The organism is Mycobacterium scrofulaceum, assembly GCF_001667885.1.
Taxonomy (GTDB): domain Bacteria; phylum Actinomycetota; class Actinomycetes; order Mycobacteriales; family Mycobacteriaceae; genus Mycobacterium; species Mycobacterium scrofulaceum_C.
Window position 1 is genome coordinate 1 of sequence record NZ_LZJW01000005.1, and the last position, 18,124, is coordinate 18,124.

Consider the following 18,124-nt stretch of genomic DNA (forward strand, 5'->3'; position numbering starts at 1 on the left):
CGCCACCGCCGGTCACCGAACTTCCGCTACCGCCGCCACCATAGATTCCTCCCGGAGCAGGCGGCGGGGACGGCGGTGGCGCCGGGCTGGACGACGTCGGCGCCGGCGGCGCCGCGGGAGCATTGCCGGCCAGAGCGGTTGCGCTCGCGCCGCCAGCGAAGGTGAGCGCCAATCCGAGTGTCGCGGCGCCACCGATGAGCGCCAGTGCTTTCCGAGCTTCGTTTGTCATGCCGCCCGCATACCCCTTACTGCCATGTGTAATCAGAGGTTTGGCGAGTTAGCTGAGCGCGGGCAACACCTTGTCGGTGAGCAACTGAACCGACTTCCAGGCTTCGTCGACCGGCATCCCGCCGACCAGCGGGTGAAGCACCAGCGGTCCGTAGTTGTCGGCGTCACGCACCTCCGCGATCAGCTCGTCGGGCGTCAGGAAGCGGTACCTCCCCGACGCCCTGACCTCGTCCAGCGTCTGCACGCCCGGCAAATGCATGAGGGACCGCTGATCGGTCGACCATCCGCCGTAAGTGACCGCCTCCCACAGGATGTGGTCACCGAGTTCCGCCCATGCCCGGTCGGGGTCCTCGTGCAAAAAGATCATCCCGCGGTTCACCGGACCCGGCATGAGAATGAGCGGCGTCATGCCGGCCTCGGCACACAGCTCGCGGTAGTAGGCGGCGATGTCGGGCAGGTGATCCGCCAGGCTGAGCGGCAGCCGGAAACGGGCCGCCCGCCGCGCCGTGGCGCGTGCGCCCCCACCGACATACAGCGGCGGATGCGGTCGGGTCCAAGTACCGGTGCAGATTCCGTCGGCATCGGTGCCCGACCAGACCGACAGCATCCGTTCGAGCAGGCTGTCCATCAGCTTGCCCCTGCCAGCGAAATCGGTTCTCATGGCGTCATATTCGACGGGGCGGTAGCCGAGGCCCACCGTGGTGTGCAGGCGGCCCTGGCTCATGTTGTCGACCAGCGCGATGTCCTCGGCAAGCCGGACCGGATTCCAGAGCGGGCCCAACGCGCAGTCCACGCTGGCGATCAACGTCGAGGTTCGGGCCAAAAACATCGCGGCCGCCATGATGGGGTTGCAGCTCCAGCCGTGTCCGGTTGCGTGGTGTTCGTCGACGCTGATGGAGGTGACGCCGTGCGCCTCGCCCCACTGCGCCAATTCGAGGGCGGCCGACAACAGCCGGCTTTGCGTGCGGGGTTCGCCGTGCGGGGAGGCGAAGTTGAAGCGCAGCACCGTGAGCAACACGTCACGCCTCCTGGGGGGCGGCCATCGACCGCAGGAAGGCGGGGAAGTCCGGAAACAGCGACCGATCGACGATCTCGATGCGCGTGCCCGAAGAGTCTGTGTAGTAGGCGAATAGCCCGAGCTCGGATCCGCGCACGTCCGCCGTCATCTCGAGGGAGAAGCCGTTGGCCTCCAGCGCCCGGGCGCTCGCGGCGAGATCGTCACTGAAGTAACCGAGGTGGTGAACCGCGTTGCCCGGCGCGGCCATCCACGGGCTTCCGGGCACCTCTTGCACCAGTTCCAGGTGGGGGTGCTGCAGGGAGTAGACGATCGTGGAGGTCAACTCGCGCACGCCGGACGGCGTGCGGAACGGCAGGGTGTAGGTCATCGGAGTGATCCAGCGGTAACCGGCCAGCGCGCTCAGTCGGGCCATGGCCGCATCGAGGTCGGGAACGATGACGCCGGTGTGGTAAAAATCCTCGGGGCGCAGCGCAATTGTCATGGATCTCCTCGGCTTTCAGACGCAGTCCGACGCGGCGTCGACGACGAACACCGCGCCGCTGGTATAGCTGCTCTGCTCGGTGCACAGGAAGGCGATCGTCGGGGCGATCTCACCGGCGGAACCCAAGCGGCGCAACGGGATGTGCGCCAGCTCGGACTCCACCAACTCGGCCGAGCCGTGCATGGGTGCAGTCATCGGGGTGTCGATGGTGCCGGGCGCCACCGCGTTGACCCGGATCCCCTTGTCGGCCCACTTGACCGCGAGATTCCTGGTGACGCAGACGATCCCGGCCTTTGCCGCGCCGTATCCCGGCACCAATGGGACGGCCCGCAGCGCCGACATCGACGCCAGGTTGACCACGCTGGCGCCGCCGACCGCGGTCGACGCCCTCAATGCGCGGTAGAGCCCGACCGTCAATCGGTAGGGTCCGGTGAGGTTCAGCGCGACCGACGCCTCGAATCCGTCCGGCTTCGACTCGTCGAGGCCACCGGGAAAATTGGCGCCGGCGTTGTTGACCAGCACGTCGAGGCTGGTGAACTTTTCCCCCAGCGCGTCCACGGAATCGGGGTCGCTGATCTGCAGCTGGTGATAATCCATGCCGGACAGGTCGGCCTGGTAGTCGGCCGCCGCCGGCCTGGTTCCGGTGACCGCCACGCGGGCCCCGGCGTCGCGGAACAAGACGGCGGTCGCGTGCCCGATTCCACTGGTGCCGCCGGTGACTAGCGCGGTGGTGCCGGTGAAGTCGAAGCTGACTCGAGCCGTCATGAGTTCCTCGCTATCTGGTGTCTGAGCCAGGCGGTTTCCCAGAAGTTCGTGCTGCCGGCCAGGAGTTCTTCGTGCGCTTCGCGAAGCACCGCCCGCGCCCCCGCATTGTCCGAGGGCAGCAGCTCGGCAAGATGGATGGCTTGTAGCGGGCGCCCGGCGGCGAGGTGGTCGCGCGCCCGGTCCACCAATGCGTCGGCCCCGGCCAGCTCGACCACGTCGGCGGCGACGGCGTCGAACCCGACCGGATAGAGCTCCGTGGTCGATTCGTGGTGAAACCAGCCGGAGTAGTTTTCCCAGACGGCCCGCACGTCCCAGGCCACTTTTCCATAGCCCTGTCCCACTTCGTATTCCGCGGGCAGTGTGATCTCACGCATCAGCGTTCGCACGTCCTTGCCGGCGTTCATCCCTTCGACGGTGCGATCATGGACGTACCGGATCGCGTCACGCAGCCGGGTCAGCTCGGCGTAAATCAGCTCGGCGCCCGCTATCGGTTCGAAATGACCGGTCACCAGGAGGTCGGGCCGCAGGTCGCGTACCCTCTCCACCGAGGCGATGGTGGTCAGGGCGTCGCGATACCGGTCGCCGCGCATGGTGACCAGGTTGGGGATATGCCCGAAAAGCGGACCGAAGACGTTGCCGCACAGGCATATTCGCTCATCTGGCAGCCACACCACCAAGGAGTCGGTGGTTTCGCCGCCGGGCACGGAGATCAGTTCCAGCCGCCGGCCACCGACTTCGAGCGTCAGGGTGTCATCGAAATCGAGGTCGACGACCGGAACGCTCTGGCCGGCCAACCGGGTGCTCCCCAGACGCCGCTGGATGGCTTGGATGCCCGTCGCGAGGGTGTCTTTGAACGCGAAGGCGCTGCGGCTGGCGCGATACGGGATAAGGCGTTCGTTGTCGTCTCGCCACAGCGTCCAATTCGCCTGGGCGACAACGGTTGTCCCCGGGTCTCGGACGCTGTCCAAACCACCGACGTGGTCGACGTGGCCTTGTGTGAAGACGATGTAGCGCACCGGGGAGGGATCGACGGCGTCGAAGTTCGCGCGGTGCACCGGGCCCTCGAAACCCATGCCGGTGTTGACGATCACCCGGCCGTCACGCGTGGTCAGTAGGTAGGAGTTCGACAGCCCTGGCGAGCACCACAGGCCGGGCGCGATTTCCTCCGCCCGTTCGGCGGCGGCGGGCCGCATGGCGTCGGCTCCCGGCCGGCTGCGGTAGACCGGTTCTGGACTCATCGCTCTTGTTGCCCTCCGGCTAGGTCTCGGCCTGGACGTCGAACTTGTCGAAGTAGAATCCGAAGCGCCCGCGCAACTCGTCAGGCGTGACGCCGAAGTGCCGGTGCAGGTGGTAGCGAATGCGGCCATGCTTGCCCCGCGGGTTGCCGTCCAGATACTGCTGGAAGCGCGCCCGCACCTTCGCCGTCAGTTCGACGCCTCCGCAGCGGTAAAGCCGCTCGAGGACCGGCATTTCATTGCCGTTCAGCTGATGGAAACTGATGTCGATACTGCGTTCGGCCGGCACCAGATCGCGGTCACGCACGCATGCGCTGAGCAGCCGATGCACCCGGTCGCTCCAATAGTCCACCAGCCAATCCGGCTCGATGCTGGTTCGGCGCAGGCGATCGGAGTAGGCCATCATCGTGATCGCCGACTGGATCACCGCAACGGGATCGCGGTGGGTAAAGGCCACGGTCGCATCGGGGAAGGTCGCCATGAGCGGACCGAGTTGTTCACAGTGCTGCGGGCTTTTCAGGATCCAGGTCCGCGGGCCCCTCAGGAAGGTCAGGGCCTGCAGCACCTTACGTAAGTATGCGTAGTGCCGGGTTTGGTCGAGGCCCAGGTAGTAGTCACGCCAGTCCGGCACGCGCGCATGCCATTCCAGGACGTAAGAGGCCAGATCGAGGTCGAGGAGCTCGACCTCCTCCTCGATCGCCTCCGGGAATCGGTCGTGCATGGCAGCGACGACCGGGGCGCTGGCCATCAGCGCGTCGTGCTCCGATTTGGCTCGCGCGTAACGCGGGTCGACACCGGAGATGTCGGGGCCCTCGCCGCGCGCGGGGATGGGTTCTTGGCTCTCCCAGTACGGCAACGCCCGCCGGCGCGGGTCGGCGGCAATGAGATTCACCAGATGCGTAGTGCCCGAGCGGGGCATTCCGACGACGATGATCGGCTTCTCGATAGGGATGGCTTCGATTTCGGGGTACCGCTTGAGGAGCTCGGTCAGCGACAGCCGGTTGCGCAGCAGACGCACGACTCGCTGCCGTAGGGAGGACCGCGTCAGTTGGCGCAGGCCCTCGTCCCCTTCGATCGCGGCAACATGCGCGCCGAGCCGATCAGCGAAGCCGTCGACATCGGCGAGGTCGGCGCCGTTCTTCAGCCCGGCCTGCTTCTCGGCCTCCGCAAGCATCCGCTCGATGTCGAAGTCGACGACTCTGGCCTCGGTGAAGTCGAGAATTTGCCGTTGGACGTCGGTCAGCTTGGGCGCGGTGAGGTCATCGAAGTCGATGTCATCAACGGCAGAGCCCACCAAATCCTCTTTTCGACGTGGCGTCGAAGAGAAATATGACACAGGGGCCCGGCGGCGATCTGCCGCGGCCCCTACAGGTTCGCCAAGTCGTCGGGCACGTCGACCTTGTGTTCCTGCAGCGTCTCCAGAGGCACGACCTCCAGGGTGCGTTCGTGCGTGGACGCCAACACCACCGGCGCGGCACAGCCATCCTGGTGCGCGCGAAGCCAGTTCAGCGCCGTCACGCACCAACGGTCGCCGGGCAGCAGGCCGGGGAATCGGTATTCGGGGACCGGTGTCAACAAGTCATTGCCGATGGAGCGCTGGTGCTCGAGGAATTCGGCGGTCATGACCGCACAGATCGTGTGCCGCCCGATGTCCTCGGGTCCCGTCGAGCAACAGCCGTCGCGGTAGTAACCGGTCAGGGGTTCTGTGCCGCACGGCTCCAGCGGACCGCCTAACACGTTTCGATCGGGCACGATTTCAGTATCGCGCTCTCGGGGGTGAAGTTTGAAGTAACTTTGCCGTCTCCGCCGGCGCGAATTTTTGCCCGGGCCGGCCCTGTGGCTATCCGGCCATCCGGCACGTAGCGAGTGGGCGCACGCCGAGCACGCTGCCCGCCGCCGCGGCGGCCGCCAGGTGACGGGGCGATAACAATTCCCCCGTCAAGCTGGCGCGACGCGCTGAGCAAATCCCGGGGAAATCGCCGGGAAAATTTATCGTCACATCGTGCAACGACGAACGGCCCTCAAGCTGCCGCTTCTGCTGGCAGCAGGCACCGCGCTCGCCCGGGTGCCACGCGCCTCGGCGGAGGAAGCGGGCCGATGGCCCGCCGAACGCGCCAACCGTTGGTATCAGGCGCAGGGCTTCCTGGTCGGGTCCAACTACATCACCTCGAACGCGATCAACCAGCTGGAGATGTTTCAGCCCGACACCTTCGATCCGCGGCGGATCGACGCCGAACTCGGCTGGGCCAGGTTCTACGGACACAACACCGCCCGGGTGTTCCTGCACGACCAGCTCTGGGCCCAGGATCAGCGGGGCTTTCAGACGCGGCTGGCTCAGTTCGTCGACATCGCCGCGCGTCGTCGCATCAAGCCGCTGTTCGTCTTCTTCGATTCCTGTTGGGATCCCGCGCCGAGGGCGGGCCGGCAGCGTGCGCCGACGCCCGGCGTGCACAACTCGGGCTGGGTGCAAAGCCCGGGCGCCGAACGCCTAGGCGATCCCCGCTATGCGGCCGTCATGCGCGACTACGTCACCGGGGTGTTGACGCAGTTCCGTAGCGACGATCGGATCCTGGGATGGGACCTGTGGAACGAGCCGGACAACCCGGCGAAGCAGTACCGAAGCACCGAACGCAGCGACAAGGAACAGCTCGTCGGGAACCTGCTCCCCCAGGTGTTTCGGTGGGCACGCGCCGTCGATCCCAGCCAGCCACTCACCAGTGGTGTGTGGCGCGGCGATTGGGGACAACCCCAGGGCCGCAGCGCCATCAGCGACATCCAGCTCGCCAACTCCGACGTGGTCACGTTCCATTCCTATGCCGAACCCGCGGGCTTCGAGTCCCGGATCGGCGAACTTGCCCCGCTGGGCAGGCCGATGCTGTGCACCGAATACATGGCCAGGCCCAGGGGCAGCACCGTGGAGGGGATTCTGCCAATTGCCAAGCGCCACAACGTCGGCGCCATCAACTGGGGGTTGGTCGCCGGAAAGACCCAGACCTACTTCCCGTGGGAATCATGGGATCACCCGTATACCGCGATTCCGAAGGTCTGGTTCCACGACCTGCTCCGCCCCGACGGCCGGCCCTTCCAGGACACCGAAGCGCTGACGACACGGAAGCTGGCGGGGACGCAGGCTTGAGCCGGGGCGGTTGGGTCTAGCCGGATTTGCGGTTGACCGCACTTCTGCGGATTCTGGCATGACCGCGTGCAAAGACCCCCAGGGCTCTCAAGACGGTCTCCGGCGCGGGCACGGCCGCTTCCGGGAGGGAAGTGCGGCACACGCACGCAGCCGCCCTCCCCCCGCCGTAGCGGGGTGAAGGTCTTTGGCGGTGGCGGAGGGATTTGAACCCTCGGACGGTGTTAGCCGTCACACGCTTTCGAGGCGTGCTCCTTAGGCCGCTCGGACACGCCACCGCGGAGCAGCTTACCGAACCGTCGCCCGCTTACCCCAATCGCTGACGGGCGAAGAAGGCCTCCAGCGGCGCGGCGCACTCTTGGGCCAGCACGCCGCCGCGCACTTCCGGCCGATGGTTGAGCCGACGATCGCGGACCACGTCCCACAGCGATCCGACCGCGCCCGTCTTGGGTTCCCACGCGCCGAACACCAGTCGGCCGATACGGGCCAGGACCAGCGCGCCTGCGCACATGGTGCAGGGTTCGACGGTGACGGCCAGCGTGGCGCCCTCTAGCCGCCAGCCGTCGCCGAGGGCGCCGGCCGCCGCGCGCAACGCCAGGATCTCGGCGTGTGCGGTGGGATCGCCGAGGGCTTCGCGGGCATTGACCGCGCGGGCCAATTCAGTTCCGTCGGCGGCGACGACCACCGCGCCGATCGGCACGTCACGGGGTCCCGCAGTCTCGGCGACCGCCAACGCGGCGCGGATCAGGGCTTCGTCAGGAATCACCGACCGATGCGGTCGATCACGGCCGACAGCTGATCGGCGAAGCCCATCTCCCGGGCGATGCGGCCGAGCTGCTCGTCCGCGTACAAGTCGGCCTCGTCGAGGATGACGCCCAGCACCGCCTCCGGCAGCCCGATGTCGGACAGCAACCCCAGGTCGCCCTCCTCGAACGGGTCGGAATCCTCCAGGTCTTCGGGGTCGATGTCGGCATCCAGCTTGTCGAGCACTTCGGCGGCGATGTCGTAGTCCAGCGCGGCGGTGGCGTCCGACAGCAGCAGCCGCGTCCCCGACGGCGCGGGCCGCACGATCACGAAGAACTCGTCATCCACGTCGAGGAGCCCGAACACGGCGCCGGCGCTGCGCAATTCTCTTAGCTCCGTCTCGGCGGCCTTGAGGCTCATCAGGGATTTACGCGCCATCGGAGAACACCGCCACTGGCCCTCTTCGCGCACGACCGCCACGCCGAAACCGTCCGGCGAGTCGGCCGACAGGCCTTGGGCTGGGGCCCGTTGTGCTCCCATGGCCGCTTACGGTAGTCGCAGACCAGCCCCCCTGACCAGACGGCGCGAGACGAACCCGCGGTCGCGGCGACATCTGGACGCACCGCCGCCGCCGGATTGTGCCAACCTTGGTCTGTGGCTAGCCCTGTATCTCAAACACCGGTCTGCGTGCTCGGGCTGGGCCTGATCGGGGGCTCGATCATGAGGGCCGCCACGGCGGCGGGCCGGCAGGTGTTCGGCTACAACCGGTCGGTGGAGGGCGCTAAGGCGGCCGCCGCCGACGGTTTCGACGCCACCACCGATCTCACCGCGACGCTGACCCGCGCCGCGGACACCGGCGCGCTGATCGTCCTGGCGGTGCCGATGCCGGCGATGGCCGGCATGCTCGCCCACATCGGTGAAGTGGCCGCGGCCTGCCCGTTGACCGACGTCACCAGCGTCAAACGGGCGGTGCTCGACGAGGTCGAAGCGGCCGGTCTGCAGGAACGTTTCGTCGGCGGTCACCCGATGGCCGGCACCGCCCACTCTGGTTGGGCCGCCGGCCACCCCGGCCTGTTCACCCGGGCGCCGTGGGTGGTCAGCGTGGACGACCACGTCGACCCCGCGGTGTGGTCGATGGTGATGACGTTGGCGCTGGACTGCGGCGCCGTGGTGGTGCCGGCCAAGTCCGACGACCACGACGCCGCCGCGGCCGCCATCTCGCACCTGCCTCACCTGCTCGCCGAGGCGTTGGCCGTCATCGCCGGGGAGGTGCCGCTCGCGTTCGCGCTGGCCGCCGGGTCGTTCCGCGACGGGACGCGGGTGGCGGCGACCGCGCCCGACCTGGTGCGGGCGATGTGCGAGGGCAACTCCGATCAGCTGATCCCGGCGGCCGACCGGGTCATCGAGCTCCTGAGCCGGGCCCGCGAGTCGCTGGTCGCGCACAGTAGCGTGGCCGAACTCGTCGAGGCCGGCCACGCCGCCCGGACGCGCTACGACAGCTTTCCGCGCTCGGACATCTTCCACGTCGTCATCGGCGCCGAAAACTGGCGCGAGGAATTGGCCGCCGCCGGTCGTGCGGGCGGGGTGATCAGATCCGCTCTGCCAAGCCTGGATAGTCGACGATGAACCCCTCTTCGTCGACGCTGACGACGGTGTCGGCGACCGGGGAGCGCAGCTTGATGCCGGGGCCGCCGGAGCTGGTGTAGCTCACGACGTCCGGCGTGATGGACATGTCAGGCAAATTGACGTAGACCACCGGCAACGTGATGGAGTCCGCCTGTTCGTGCAGGCTGCGCCGCCGGATGGGCAGCGCGTTGAAGAACGGGCTGAACACCACGTCGCAGTCGAGCGCGCCGTTGTACCCCGCGCGGTGCTCGCCCTGATGGTCGGTGACCAGCCACATGTTCTCTTCGTCACGGGCGATGGACAACACCCGCTCGCGTTCGGCCAGCGTGACCGTCATGCCGAGGCGCTTGGTGGCGCCCGTCTCGTCGGTCTGCAGGTCGTAATACGCGCCGAACGCCGGGTTGGTTTCGGTTGCGGCCGCGACGATGCGGCCGTTGGCCTTGATCCTCTTGCCGGACACCTGGATTCGTACCGATTCCATCCGCGATACGTCCTGTGCACGCCAAGTGAGCATCGCCTGCCACACGCGCCGAGTCGAATCAGAGGAATCTGCGTTCACTCACCTACCGTAAATCGTGCCCGCGAAGCGCGAGGGAAGTGTCCGATAACTGTGGCGCAGTCGACCGGTGCCCGGCACCGAGACCCACACCGCCAACGCCAGCAGGCCGTCGAGCACGAGCGCCAAGGCGGCCACCATCAAGGCACCGACCAGGGCGAGGTGGAACTCGCGCTCCTTGATTCCGTCGATGAGGTAGCGGCCCAGCCCGCCGAGGCTGGCATAGGCCGCGACCGTCGCGGTGGCGACCACCTGCAGCGTCGCATTGCGCAACCCGCCCAGGATCAGCGGCAGCGCGTTGCGCGCCTCCACCCACAGCACCTGCGCCTCTTTCATGCCCATCGCCCGCGCGGCGTCGACGACGGTCGGTTCGACGTTGGCGATTCCCGCATAGGTGCCGGCCAGCAGCGCCGGCACACCCAACAGCATCAGGGCCACCAGCGGCGGCCCGATCCCCAGCCCGAACAGCAGCGTGCCGAGCAGGAGCACGCCCAGCGTCGGCAGCGCGCGCAACCCGTTGACCGCGCCCACCACCAGCAGCGTGCCGCGGCCGGTGTGCCCGATGACGAGACCAACCGGGACGGCGATCAGGGCCGAGGCACCGACCGCGACGGCCGTGTACTCCAAATGCTCCAGGATGCGCGCCGCGAGCCCGACCGGGCCGGTCCAGTTATCGGCGGTGCACAGGAAGGAGACGGCCCGCGCCACGAAGTTCATCGCGCGCCGCCCACGACCGGGGCGACCACCGACCGCCGACGCGGGGCCCGCCCGGCGCGTTCCCAGGGCGTGATCAGCCGCCCCCCCACCATGATCAGCGCGTCGATGACGATCGCCAGCACGAAGAGCGCGATGATGCCGGCCAGGATCTGGTCGCTCTTGTTGGTCTGATAGCCCTCGGTGAACCACGTGCCCAGGCCGCCGATGCCGATCACCGAGCCCACCGACACCATCGCTATGTTGGTGACCACGACCACCCGCAATCCGGCCACCAAAACCGGAATGGACAGCGGCAGTTCAACTTTCAACATGCGGCTCAGCGGCGGATAGCCAACCGCGGTAGCGGCGTCGCGCACCTGGGCCGGCACCGCGTCGAGCGCCTCGAGGACGGCCCGCACCAGCAGCGCCGCGGTGTAGGCGGTCAGCGCGACCATGACGTTGGCCTCGTCGAGGATGCGGGTGCCGATGATCATCGGCAAGACCACGAACAGAGCCAGCGACGGGATGGTGAACACGACGCTCGCGGTCGCCGTGGTCAGCCGGCGCGCAACCGGCGCCCGCTGCACCGCCGCGCCCAGCGGGACGGCGACCGCCAACCCGATCAGCACCGGCACCAACGACAGCCGCAGATGCACCACGGTCAGCGCCCAGGCGTCGTCGAGGTGGGTGAGCAGGTAGTGCATGCGTCACCCCCGCCGCTGGGCTTCCGCGGCGGCCAGCACGTCGCCGGCCAACACGCCGCCGATGACCTTGCCGCCGTCGTCCACGGCGACGCCCACCCCCGACGGCGACGACAGCGCCGCGTCCAGCGCGTGGCTGAGATTCCCGCCGGGACGAAACAGCGAGCCGACGCCGCTCATGCTGTCCGACAACGACGCGCCGGCGCGATGCCGGCGCAGACCGTCGGTGTCGATCCAGCCCATCGGTGCGTGCGCGCCGTCCACCACCACCGCCCAACCATCGGCGAGGGTCTCGGGAAGATCGTCCGCGGGGATGCACTGCACGCCGTGCAGCGGCAGGCCGGCCGCGTCGATGAGTTGCAACCAGCGATAGCCGCGGCCGAGGCCGATGAACCTCGCCACGAAATCGTTGCCCGGCCGCGACAGCAGGCGCGCGGGTTCGTCGTACTGCTGCAGCCTGCCGGCCCGGAAGACGGCGACCTGGTCGGCGAGTTTGAGCGCTTCGTCGATGTCGTGGGTGACGAACACGATGGTCTTGCGCAATTCGCTTTGCAGACGCAGGATTTCGTTCTGCAAGTCGAGGCGCACCACCGGATCGACCGCCGAGAAGGGCTCGTCCATCAATAAGATGGGCGGGTCTGCGGCCAGCGCACGCGCCACGCCCACGCGTTGTTGCTCACCGCCGGATAGCTGCGCGGGGTAGCGGCTGGCGAGCTTGGTGTCCAACCCGACGCGCTCGAGCACCCCGTACGCGGCGTCCCGGGCCGCCCGCCGGGACTGCCCCTTGAGCACCGGAACCGTTGCCACGTTGTCGATCACCCGCAGGTGCGGCATCAAGCCGGCGTGCTGCATGACATAACCGATTCCGAGGCGCAGCCGCACCGGATCCACGGTGGACACGTCCACCCCGTCCACCGTGATCGTGCCCGACGTCGGCTCGATCATGCGGTTGACCATGCGCAGCGCGGTGGTCTTGCCGCTGCCGGAGGAACCGACGAAGACGGTCAGCTTCCCGGTGGGGATCACCAGACTGAGCCGGTCCACCGCGGTGGTCCCGTCGGCAAATGCCTTGCTGACGTTGTCGAACGCGATCATTGGCCTACCGGATGATTGAAGCCGTTGTCCCGCAACCAATTCCGTGCCGCCTGGTCGGGGTCGATTCCGGAGTTCCCCGCCACCGCCGCATTGAGCCCGGCCACCCCTGGCGTGGTCAGCCTCGCCGAAACCGCATCCAGCACCTGCTTGAGCCGGTCCGACTTCTTCTGGGAATTGACCAGCGGCACAATGTTGCCGGCAACGAAGTTGTGCTCCGGGTCCTCGAGCACCACCAAATGGTTCTGCGGGATGGCGGGGGACGTGGTGAATACGTTGGCCGCGTTGACCCTTCCTTCGACCAGGGCGCGCACGGTCACCGCGCCGCCACCGTCGTTGATGGCGACGAAATTACCGGGCCTGATGTCGAGCCCGTATTTCTGCCGCAGCCCCGGCAGGCCGGCCGGGCGGTTCGCGAACGCGGAGGGCGCCCCGAACCTCACGTCCGCCGAATGTGCCGCCAGGTCGGCGATTGTCTTCACTTTCCATGAATTAGCGGTCCCGTCGGTGACGGTCACGGTGTCGGTGTCGGCGGCAGGCGATGGGGTGAGGATGGCCAGGTCGCCCGGAAGTTTGCGGTCGAGCTCCAACTCGACGGCATCGATCATGGTCGCAGTCGACTCGGGCTCGAAATAGAGCAGCAGGTTGCCGATGTACTCCGGCACCAAGTCGATGGAGTGGTCTTTGAGCGCGGGGATATAAGTCTCCCGGCTGCCGATGCCCATCCGGCGTCCGACTTCAAAGCCGTTGGCCTGCAAGGCTTGTGCGTATATCTCGGCGATGATCTGCGATTCCGGGAAGTCGCCGGAGCCCACCACGATGGATTTCGGGCTGCGGACCTCGGCACCCAGCGGGTCGGAGCTGCTGCACGCCGCGACAACACCGATCGCCGTGAGCAACACCGCCGCTGGGACGATCGCGCGGTGCGCGCGCGACGGCATCCTCATACCGCCGACAGTAACGTCAGAACCCGCCCTGCGCTGGGACGAAGCGCGCCGATTGCGCTGCGTGGTTTCATTCTGTGCCGGATCGGACAAAGATGACCCTATGAGCAGCCCCAACCCTGCCTCGCCCAGCCAGCCGCCCGCCAAACCCGCCGCGGCGCCCAGGTCCGGGGCGGCGCCCAAGGAACCGGCCATCGGGTTCACCCGTGCCGGTGCGCTGTGGTCGTCCCTGATCGCCGGGTTCCTGATCCTGATCCTGTTGCTGATCTTCATCACCCAGAACACGACGTCGACGCCGTTCCAGTTCTTGGGCTGGCATTGGAGCCTGCCGCTGGGGGTGGCCATTTTGCTCGCCGCGGTGGTCGGCGGTCTGATCACGGTGGCCGTCGGCACCGCGCGCATCCTGCAGCTGCGCCGGGCCGCCAAGAAGCACCACGCCGCCGCCCAAGGCGGCTAGCGGGGTCTTCGAGTGTGCGCCCTGCGCTTTCGCGGTGCGCCCCGGGCGGGAAATCGGACGGTGTCGCGGCGTCCGCTCACATTCGAGCCTGCGGCCGCACAGTCAGCCCGGCAGCTTGGCCAGCTCCGCCAGCCCGCGCGAAATCAGCGGTGCGACGACCTCCGGCATGTGGTCGGTGTCCACCCCGCGAGCCTGATCCGACATCCGCCTGCGGAAGTCGATCCCGGCGGCGATGATTGCGAGCTTGAAATAGGCCAGGGCCATGTAGAACTCCCAATGCGCCAGCGGCAGACCGGCGACCAGCGAATAGCGGTCGGCCAGCTCGTCGGCCGTCGGCAGCAGCGGCGACGTCCAGGCGGCCTGCGCGTTGACGATCAGGTCGAGCGCGGGGTCGCGGTACACGCACATCAGGGCCGCGTCCGACAGCGGGTCCCCGAGGGTGGACAGCTCCCAGTCGACGACGGCGCGCACCTTCGTCGGATCGTCGGCGTCCAGGATCGTGTTGTCGATCCGGTAATCGCCGTGCACGATCGACGTCCGGCTCTGCTGCGGGATGGCTTCCCGTAGGCCGGAGTGCAGCCGCTCGACGTCGGCGTCGCGGCGGTCGTCGGGCAGCCGCACCAGTGCCCACTGTGAACCCCAGCGTCGCACCTGGCGCTCCAGGTAACCGTCGGGCTTGCCGAAGTCGGCCAGGCCCACGGCTGCCGGGTCGACGGAGTGGAGGTCGACGAGGACCCGGATCAGCGAGTCGACGCAGCCCTCGATGACGGTGTGGCTGAACGCTTCGAGCTGGGCGCGGCGGCGGACCACCTGGCCGGCGACGAATTCGACGATCTGGAACGGCGCCCCCAGCACCGACTCGTCCTCGCAGAGCGCGATCGCGCGCGCCACCGGAACCGGTGTGTCGCGCAGCGCGGCGACGACCCGGTACTCGCGGGCCATGTCATGCGCCGACGGGGTCAGCCCGTGCAGCGGCGGGCGCCGCACCAGCCAGCTGGTCGCGTCGTCGTAGACGCGGAACGTCAGATTGGAGCGGCCACCGGAGATGAAATCCGCGCGCAACTCGCCGTCGCGTCCGATGCCCAGCGAACGCAGGTAGGCGTCCAGCGAGGCCAGGTCGAGCCCCTCGAGTTGGTCAGCTGAAGTCACCGGACTTGTTTACCACCTCTGATTTCGCGGCAGCAGGTCCCACACGTGCTCGACGCCGTTGACCCCCGCGACCGTCGCCTGACCGGAGCGCGAGAACAGCAACCGGGTGACCGAGGCGTAGTCGACGGGGAACGACAACAGCCGGGATGTGCCCAGGATCTGGTGCAGCAGCACGTTGATCACCCCGCCGTGGCTGAACACCGCGACGGTGGCCTCCGGATCGACGGAGGCGACGAGGTCGTCGACGGCCGCGCGCACCCGGGCGAGGAACGCGTCCTCGTCGACCGCGCTGGGCAGATGCCCCTGCGCCAGGCGCGCCCACTCTTCGGGCATCTCCTCGCGGATCTGCTCGACCGGGATGTACAGCGGTAGGTCGCGGTCGTATTCGGCGAATCTGTCGTCGATTTCGACGGTCAGCTCGCGCGCCGCCGCGACCGGCTCGGCGGTTTGGATGGCACGCCGCTGCGGGCTGCTCACCACCCGGGAAATGGGAAACCTGTCCAGCGCCTGCGGCAGTCGCTCGGTCTGTGCCAATCCCTGGTCCGACAGGTTCGGGTCGGAGCCCTCGCCGTGTTCGCTGCGCAGCGGCAGCGCGTGCCGGACCAGAAGCAATTGCATGTGTTTGTTCCTGTCTGTGGTTGCGCGCGACGTGTTCATTCAAAGCATGCGGACTCGCCCCCGCAAAATGGACCTCGGGAAAGGCCGATCTCGAGGAGGACGAATGACCGAGCCGAGCATGGATTGGGACGCCGCGTACCGGCAGGAAGCACCACCGCCGTGGAGCATCGGCCGGCCGCAGCCCGAGCTGGCGGCGCTGATCGACGAAGGCGTGATTCGCAGCGACGTGCTGGACGCCGGGTGCGGCCACGCCGCCCTGTCGCTGGCCCTGGCCGAGCGCGGCTACACCGTCGTCGGCCTGGACAGCAGCGCAACCGCGATCGAGGCCGCGTCGGTGGCGGCAGCGGAACGCGGTCTGACCACCGCGACCTTCGCGCAGGCCGATGTCACGAATTTCCGCGGCTATGACGGCCGCTTCTCCACCATCCTGGACAGCGGCCTGCTTCACGCGCTGCCGCCGGAGAAGCGCCAGGACTACCTGCAGTCGATCCTCCGGGCGGCCGCCCCGGGAGCCGCGCTGTACATCCTGGCCTTCGCCGCCGGGGCCCTGGGCGATGCCGATCACGGGGGCCCGCCGCGCGGGTTCGCCGAGGAGGAGTTGCGCGAGGCCGTCTCGACGCTCTGGCGGGTCGACGACATGCGCCCGGCGCACGTCTACGGCAACGCGTCTTCCGAATTCCCGCTGGCGCACCTGGATCACGACGACGAAGGCCACTTCCTGGCCCCCGGATTCCTGGTGAGCGCGCACAAGCCGGACTGAGCATTACGCCGGCGCCCACCCCGGAGAATGCTATTCTCCGCACAGAGATTGGGGTGTGCGGATGACGACGGTGAATCAGTCCGGACTGGATGCAAGCGTGCTCGCGCGCTGGCTCGATGCGAACGGCGCGCCGGGAAACGGCGAAAAGCCGGGCGTCGAGGAACTGAAGGGCGGTTCCCAGAACACGCTGTACCTGCTCGACCGCGGCGGCGAGCGGATGGTGTTGCGGATGCCCGGCGCCCGCGCCGACGCCGCGCGTATCGACGGGTTGCTGCGCGAGATCCGCTTGGTGCGAGCGCTGTCGGGGACCGACGTGCCGCATGCGGCGCTGATCGCCGCCGATGACACCGGCTCCGTGCTGGGCATGCCGTTCTACGTCATGCAGGCCATCGACGGATGGAGCCCGATGGACGGCGGGTGGCAACCGCCGTTCGACACCGACCTGACGGCCCGGCGCGGGCTTGCCTTCCAACTCGTCGAGGGCGCCGCCAAGCTGGGTCGGGTGGACTGGCGGGCCCAGGGTCTCGACGGCTTCGGCCGACCGGACGGTTTTCACGAGCGGCAGGTCGATCGCTGGCTGACCTTCTTAGACGCCTATAAGGTGCGCGACCTTCCCGGGCTCGACGAGGCCGCTGACTGGCTGCGGAACAACCGGCCGGTGCGGTACCGGCCGGGAATCATGCACGGCGACTACCAGTTCGCCAACGTGATGTTCGCGCACGGGGAACCGGCGCGACTGGCCGCGATCGTGGACTGGGAGATGACCACGGTCGGTGATCCGCTGCTCGATCTGGCTTGGTGCCTGCTGGGCTACGACGGCGAAGAACCCCGGTCCGATGGGTTCTACCTGGACATGGCCGGCATGCCCACGCGCAGCGAACTGCTGGCGCACTACGAGGCGGTCAGCGGGCTGTCCACCGAAAACATCGACTACTACCTGGTACTGGCCAACTGGAAACTCGGCATCGTGCTGGAAAAGACCTACGCTGCGGGGGTGCGTACCGGAAAGGTCGATTCCAAGATCCAGGACGCCTTCGGAGCGATGATCCCACAGCTGATCGCCACCGCTGCCGAACTCGCACGGTCACTGCCTTCCGGAGGTCGCTGAAATGGGTTATGCCGACCGGCTTTTCGACCTCACCGATCGGGTGGTGCTGGTCACCGGTGGCAGCCGCGGGCTGGGCCGCGAGATGGCCTTCGCGGCGGCCCGCTGCGGAGCCGATGTGGTGATTGCCAGCCGCAACATGGACAACTGCGTGGCCACCGCCAAGGAGATCGAGGCCGAAACCGGGCGCTCCGCCCTGCCACATCAGGTGCACGTCGGTCGTTGGGATCAGCTCGACGGATTGGTCGAGGCGACCTACGACCGGTTCGGCAAGGTCGACACGCTGATCAACAACGCCGGCATGTCACCGCTGTACGACAAGCTGACCGACGTTACGGAGAAACTGTTCGACGCGGTGGTCAACCTGAACCTCAAGGGCCCGTTCCGGTTGTCGGCCTTGGTCGGGGAGCGGATGGTGGCGGCCGGCCGCGGATCGATCATCAACGTGAGCACGGCCGGCTCGTTGCGTCCGACGCCCGACATCATTCCCTACGCCGCCGCCAAGGCCGGGCTCAACGCCATGACCGAGGCGCTCGCGAAGGCGTTCGGGCCGTCTGTTCGGGTCAACACCCTGATGGCCGGACCGTTTCTGACCGACGTGAGCAAGGCGTGGAACCTCGACGCGGCCCCCGGCAAGCCGTTCGGGCACCTGGCGTTGCAGCGCGCCGGCGACCCGGCCGAAATCGTCGGCGGCGCATTATTTCTCGCGTCGGACGCCTCGAGTTTCACCACCGGTTCGATTCTGCGTGCCGACGGTGGAATTCCCTGACGGGGCGGGTCGCCGGCCGGGTGACGGGTCGCCGCCGATGAACGCGG

Annotated in this window: 20 protein-coding genes, 1 tRNA gene and 1 pseudogene; 6 read left to right on the plus strand and 16 right to left on the minus strand. The window is 68.0% G+C overall.

Annotation, left to right across the window (positions count from 1 at the left end; genetic code table 11):
- Positions 1-277 precede the first annotated feature (277 nt).
- The 6 genes from A5681_RS00470 to A5681_RS00495 all read right to left on the minus strand — a co-directional run bounded on the left by A5681_RS00470 (position 278) and on the right by A5681_RS00495 (position 5,479).
- On the minus strand, positions 278-1,246 hold the full coding sequence (locus A5681_RS00470; RefSeq protein WP_067268583.1) for an LLM class flavin-dependent oxidoreductase: 969 nt from the start codon (positions 1,244-1,246) through the stop codon (positions 278-280).
- A gap of 1 nt (position 1,247) precedes the next feature.
- Complete coding sequence (locus A5681_RS00475; protein WP_067268584.1) at positions 1,248-1,727, minus strand: VOC family protein; 480 nt, start codon at positions 1,725-1,727, stop codon at positions 1,248-1,250.
- 15 nt (positions 1,728-1,742) lie between these two features.
- Positions 1,743-2,492 carry an SDR family NAD(P)-dependent oxidoreductase gene (locus tag A5681_RS00480; protein WP_067268585.1) on the minus strand — a complete coding sequence of 250 codons (750 nt, stop codon included), beginning with the start codon at positions 2,490-2,492 and terminating at the stop codon, positions 1,743-1,745.
- Complete coding sequence (locus A5681_RS00485) at positions 2,489-3,730, minus strand: MBL fold metallo-hydrolase (RefSeq protein ID WP_067268587.1); 1,242 nt, start codon at positions 3,728-3,730, stop codon at positions 2,489-2,491. The genes A5681_RS00480 and A5681_RS00485 overlap by 4 nt, the downstream gene beginning before the upstream one ends.
- Positions 3,731-3,749: 19 nt before the next feature.
- Positions 3,750-5,021 carry a sulfotransferase family protein gene (locus A5681_RS00490; RefSeq protein WP_067268589.1) on the minus strand — a complete coding sequence of 424 codons (1,272 nt, stop codon included), beginning with the start codon at positions 5,019-5,021 and terminating at the stop codon, positions 3,750-3,752.
- 71 nt (positions 5,022-5,092) lie between these two features.
- Complete coding sequence (locus A5681_RS00495; RefSeq protein WP_067268590.1) at positions 5,093-5,479, minus strand: DUF2237 family protein; 387 nt, start codon at positions 5,477-5,479, stop codon at positions 5,093-5,095.
- Positions 5,480-5,729: 250 nt separating this feature from the next.
- Here A5681_RS00495 and A5681_RS00500 point away from each other — a divergent pair, with 250 nt between their 5' ends.
- Positions 5,730-6,863, plus strand: coding sequence for a 1,4-beta-xylanase (locus A5681_RS00500; protein WP_067268591.1), 1,134 nt, complete (start codon positions 5,730-5,732; stop codon positions 6,861-6,863).
- A 185-nt stretch (positions 6,864-7,048) separates the two neighbouring features.
- Here the strand turns inward: A5681_RS00500 and A5681_RS00505 are convergent.
- The 3 genes from A5681_RS00505 to A5681_RS00515 form a co-directional block, all read right to left on the minus strand.
- Positions 7,049-7,138, minus strand: a tRNA-Ser gene (locus tag A5681_RS00505).
- A gap of 29 nt (positions 7,139-7,167) precedes the next feature.
- Positions 7,168-7,626 carry a nucleoside deaminase gene (locus A5681_RS00510; protein ID WP_067268592.1) on the minus strand — a complete coding sequence of 153 codons (459 nt, stop codon included), beginning with the start codon at positions 7,624-7,626 and terminating at the stop codon, positions 7,168-7,170.
- The gene (locus A5681_RS00515) at positions 7,623-8,144 is read right to left on the minus strand and encodes a tRNA adenosine deaminase-associated protein (protein ID WP_067268593.1); all 522 of its coding nucleotides are present in this window, start codon (positions 8,142-8,144) and stop codon (positions 7,623-7,625) included. Before A5681_RS00515 ends, A5681_RS00510 begins: the two co-directional genes overlap by 4 nt.
- A gap of 147 nt (positions 8,145-8,291) precedes the next feature.
- Between A5681_RS00515 and A5681_RS00520 the strand changes: the two genes are divergently transcribed.
- Positions 8,292-9,230 carry a prephenate dehydrogenase gene (locus A5681_RS00520; protein WP_067268595.1) on the plus strand — a complete coding sequence of 313 codons (939 nt, stop codon included), beginning with the start codon at positions 8,292-8,294 and terminating at the stop codon, positions 9,228-9,230.
- On the opposite strand, the gene A5681_RS00525 is transcribed toward A5681_RS00520, so the two are convergent.
- The 5 genes and pseudogenes from A5681_RS00525 to A5681_RS00545 all read right to left on the minus strand — a co-directional run bounded on the left by A5681_RS00525 (position 9,193) and on the right by A5681_RS00545 (position 13,222).
- A complete protein-coding gene (locus tag A5681_RS00525; RefSeq protein WP_156737784.1) occupies positions 9,193-9,789 on the minus strand; it encodes a putative glycolipid-binding domain-containing protein in 597 nt (198 codons plus the stop codon). The genes A5681_RS00520 and A5681_RS00525 overlap by 38 nt on opposite strands.
- Positions 9,790-10,503, minus strand: coding sequence for an ABC transporter permease (locus A5681_RS00530; RefSeq protein ID WP_067268597.1), 714 nt, complete (start codon positions 10,501-10,503; stop codon positions 9,790-9,792).
- The gene (locus tag A5681_RS00535; protein WP_067268599.1) at positions 10,500-11,186 is read right to left on the minus strand and encodes an ABC transporter permease; all 687 of its coding nucleotides are present in this window, start codon (positions 11,184-11,186) and stop codon (positions 10,500-10,502) included. Before A5681_RS00535 ends, A5681_RS00530 begins: the two co-directional genes overlap by 4 nt.
- Positions 11,144-12,278, minus strand: a pseudogene (locus tag A5681_RS00540) (ABC transporter ATP-binding protein). The gene A5681_RS00535 and the pseudogene A5681_RS00540 overlap by 43 nt, the downstream one beginning before the upstream one ends.
- Positions 12,275-13,222 carry an ABC transporter substrate-binding protein gene (locus tag A5681_RS00545; RefSeq protein ID WP_067268604.1) on the minus strand — a complete coding sequence of 316 codons (948 nt, stop codon included), beginning with the start codon at positions 13,220-13,222 and terminating at the stop codon, positions 12,275-12,277. The pseudogene A5681_RS00540 and the gene A5681_RS00545 overlap by 4 nt, the downstream one beginning before the upstream one ends.
- Before the next feature lie 100 nt (positions 13,223-13,322).
- Here A5681_RS00545 and A5681_RS00550 point away from each other — a divergent pair, with 100 nt between their 5' ends.
- Positions 13,323-13,676 carry a LapA family protein gene (locus A5681_RS00550; RefSeq protein WP_067268606.1) on the plus strand — a complete coding sequence of 118 codons (354 nt, stop codon included), beginning with the start codon at positions 13,323-13,325 and terminating at the stop codon, positions 13,674-13,676.
- 102 nt (positions 13,677-13,778) lie between these two features.
- Here the strand turns inward: A5681_RS00550 and A5681_RS00555 are convergent, their stop codons facing one another.
- Both A5681_RS00555 and A5681_RS00560 read right to left on the minus strand, forming a co-directional pair.
- Positions 13,779-14,825: a phosphotransferase family protein gene (locus A5681_RS00555; RefSeq protein WP_067268608.1), complete on the minus strand. Its 1,047-nt coding sequence runs from the start codon at positions 14,823-14,825 to the stop codon at positions 13,779-13,781.
- A gap of 9 nt (positions 14,826-14,834) precedes the next feature.
- Positions 14,835-15,443 carry a histidine phosphatase family protein gene (locus A5681_RS00560; protein WP_067268609.1) on the minus strand — a complete coding sequence of 203 codons (609 nt, stop codon included), beginning with the start codon at positions 15,441-15,443 and terminating at the stop codon, positions 14,835-14,837.
- A gap of 103 nt (positions 15,444-15,546) precedes the next feature.
- On the opposite strand from A5681_RS00560, the gene A5681_RS00565 reads away from it, so the two are divergent.
- The 3 genes from A5681_RS00565 (at position 15,547) to A5681_RS00575 (ending at position 18,077) form a co-directional block, all read left to right on the plus strand.
- On the plus strand, positions 15,547-16,203 hold the full coding sequence (locus A5681_RS00565; protein ID WP_067268612.1) for a class I SAM-dependent methyltransferase: 657 nt from the start codon (positions 15,547-15,549) through the stop codon (positions 16,201-16,203).
- 61 nt (positions 16,204-16,264) lie between these two features.
- Complete coding sequence (locus A5681_RS00570) at positions 16,265-17,311, plus strand: phosphotransferase family protein (protein WP_067268614.1); 1,047 nt, start codon at positions 16,265-16,267, stop codon at positions 17,309-17,311.
- Between the two features lies 1 nt (position 17,312).
- Positions 17,313-18,077 carry an SDR family NAD(P)-dependent oxidoreductase gene (locus A5681_RS00575; RefSeq protein ID WP_067268616.1) on the plus strand — a complete coding sequence of 255 codons (765 nt, stop codon included), beginning with the start codon at positions 17,313-17,315 and terminating at the stop codon, positions 18,075-18,077.
- Positions 18,078-18,124: the final 47 nt, after the last annotated feature.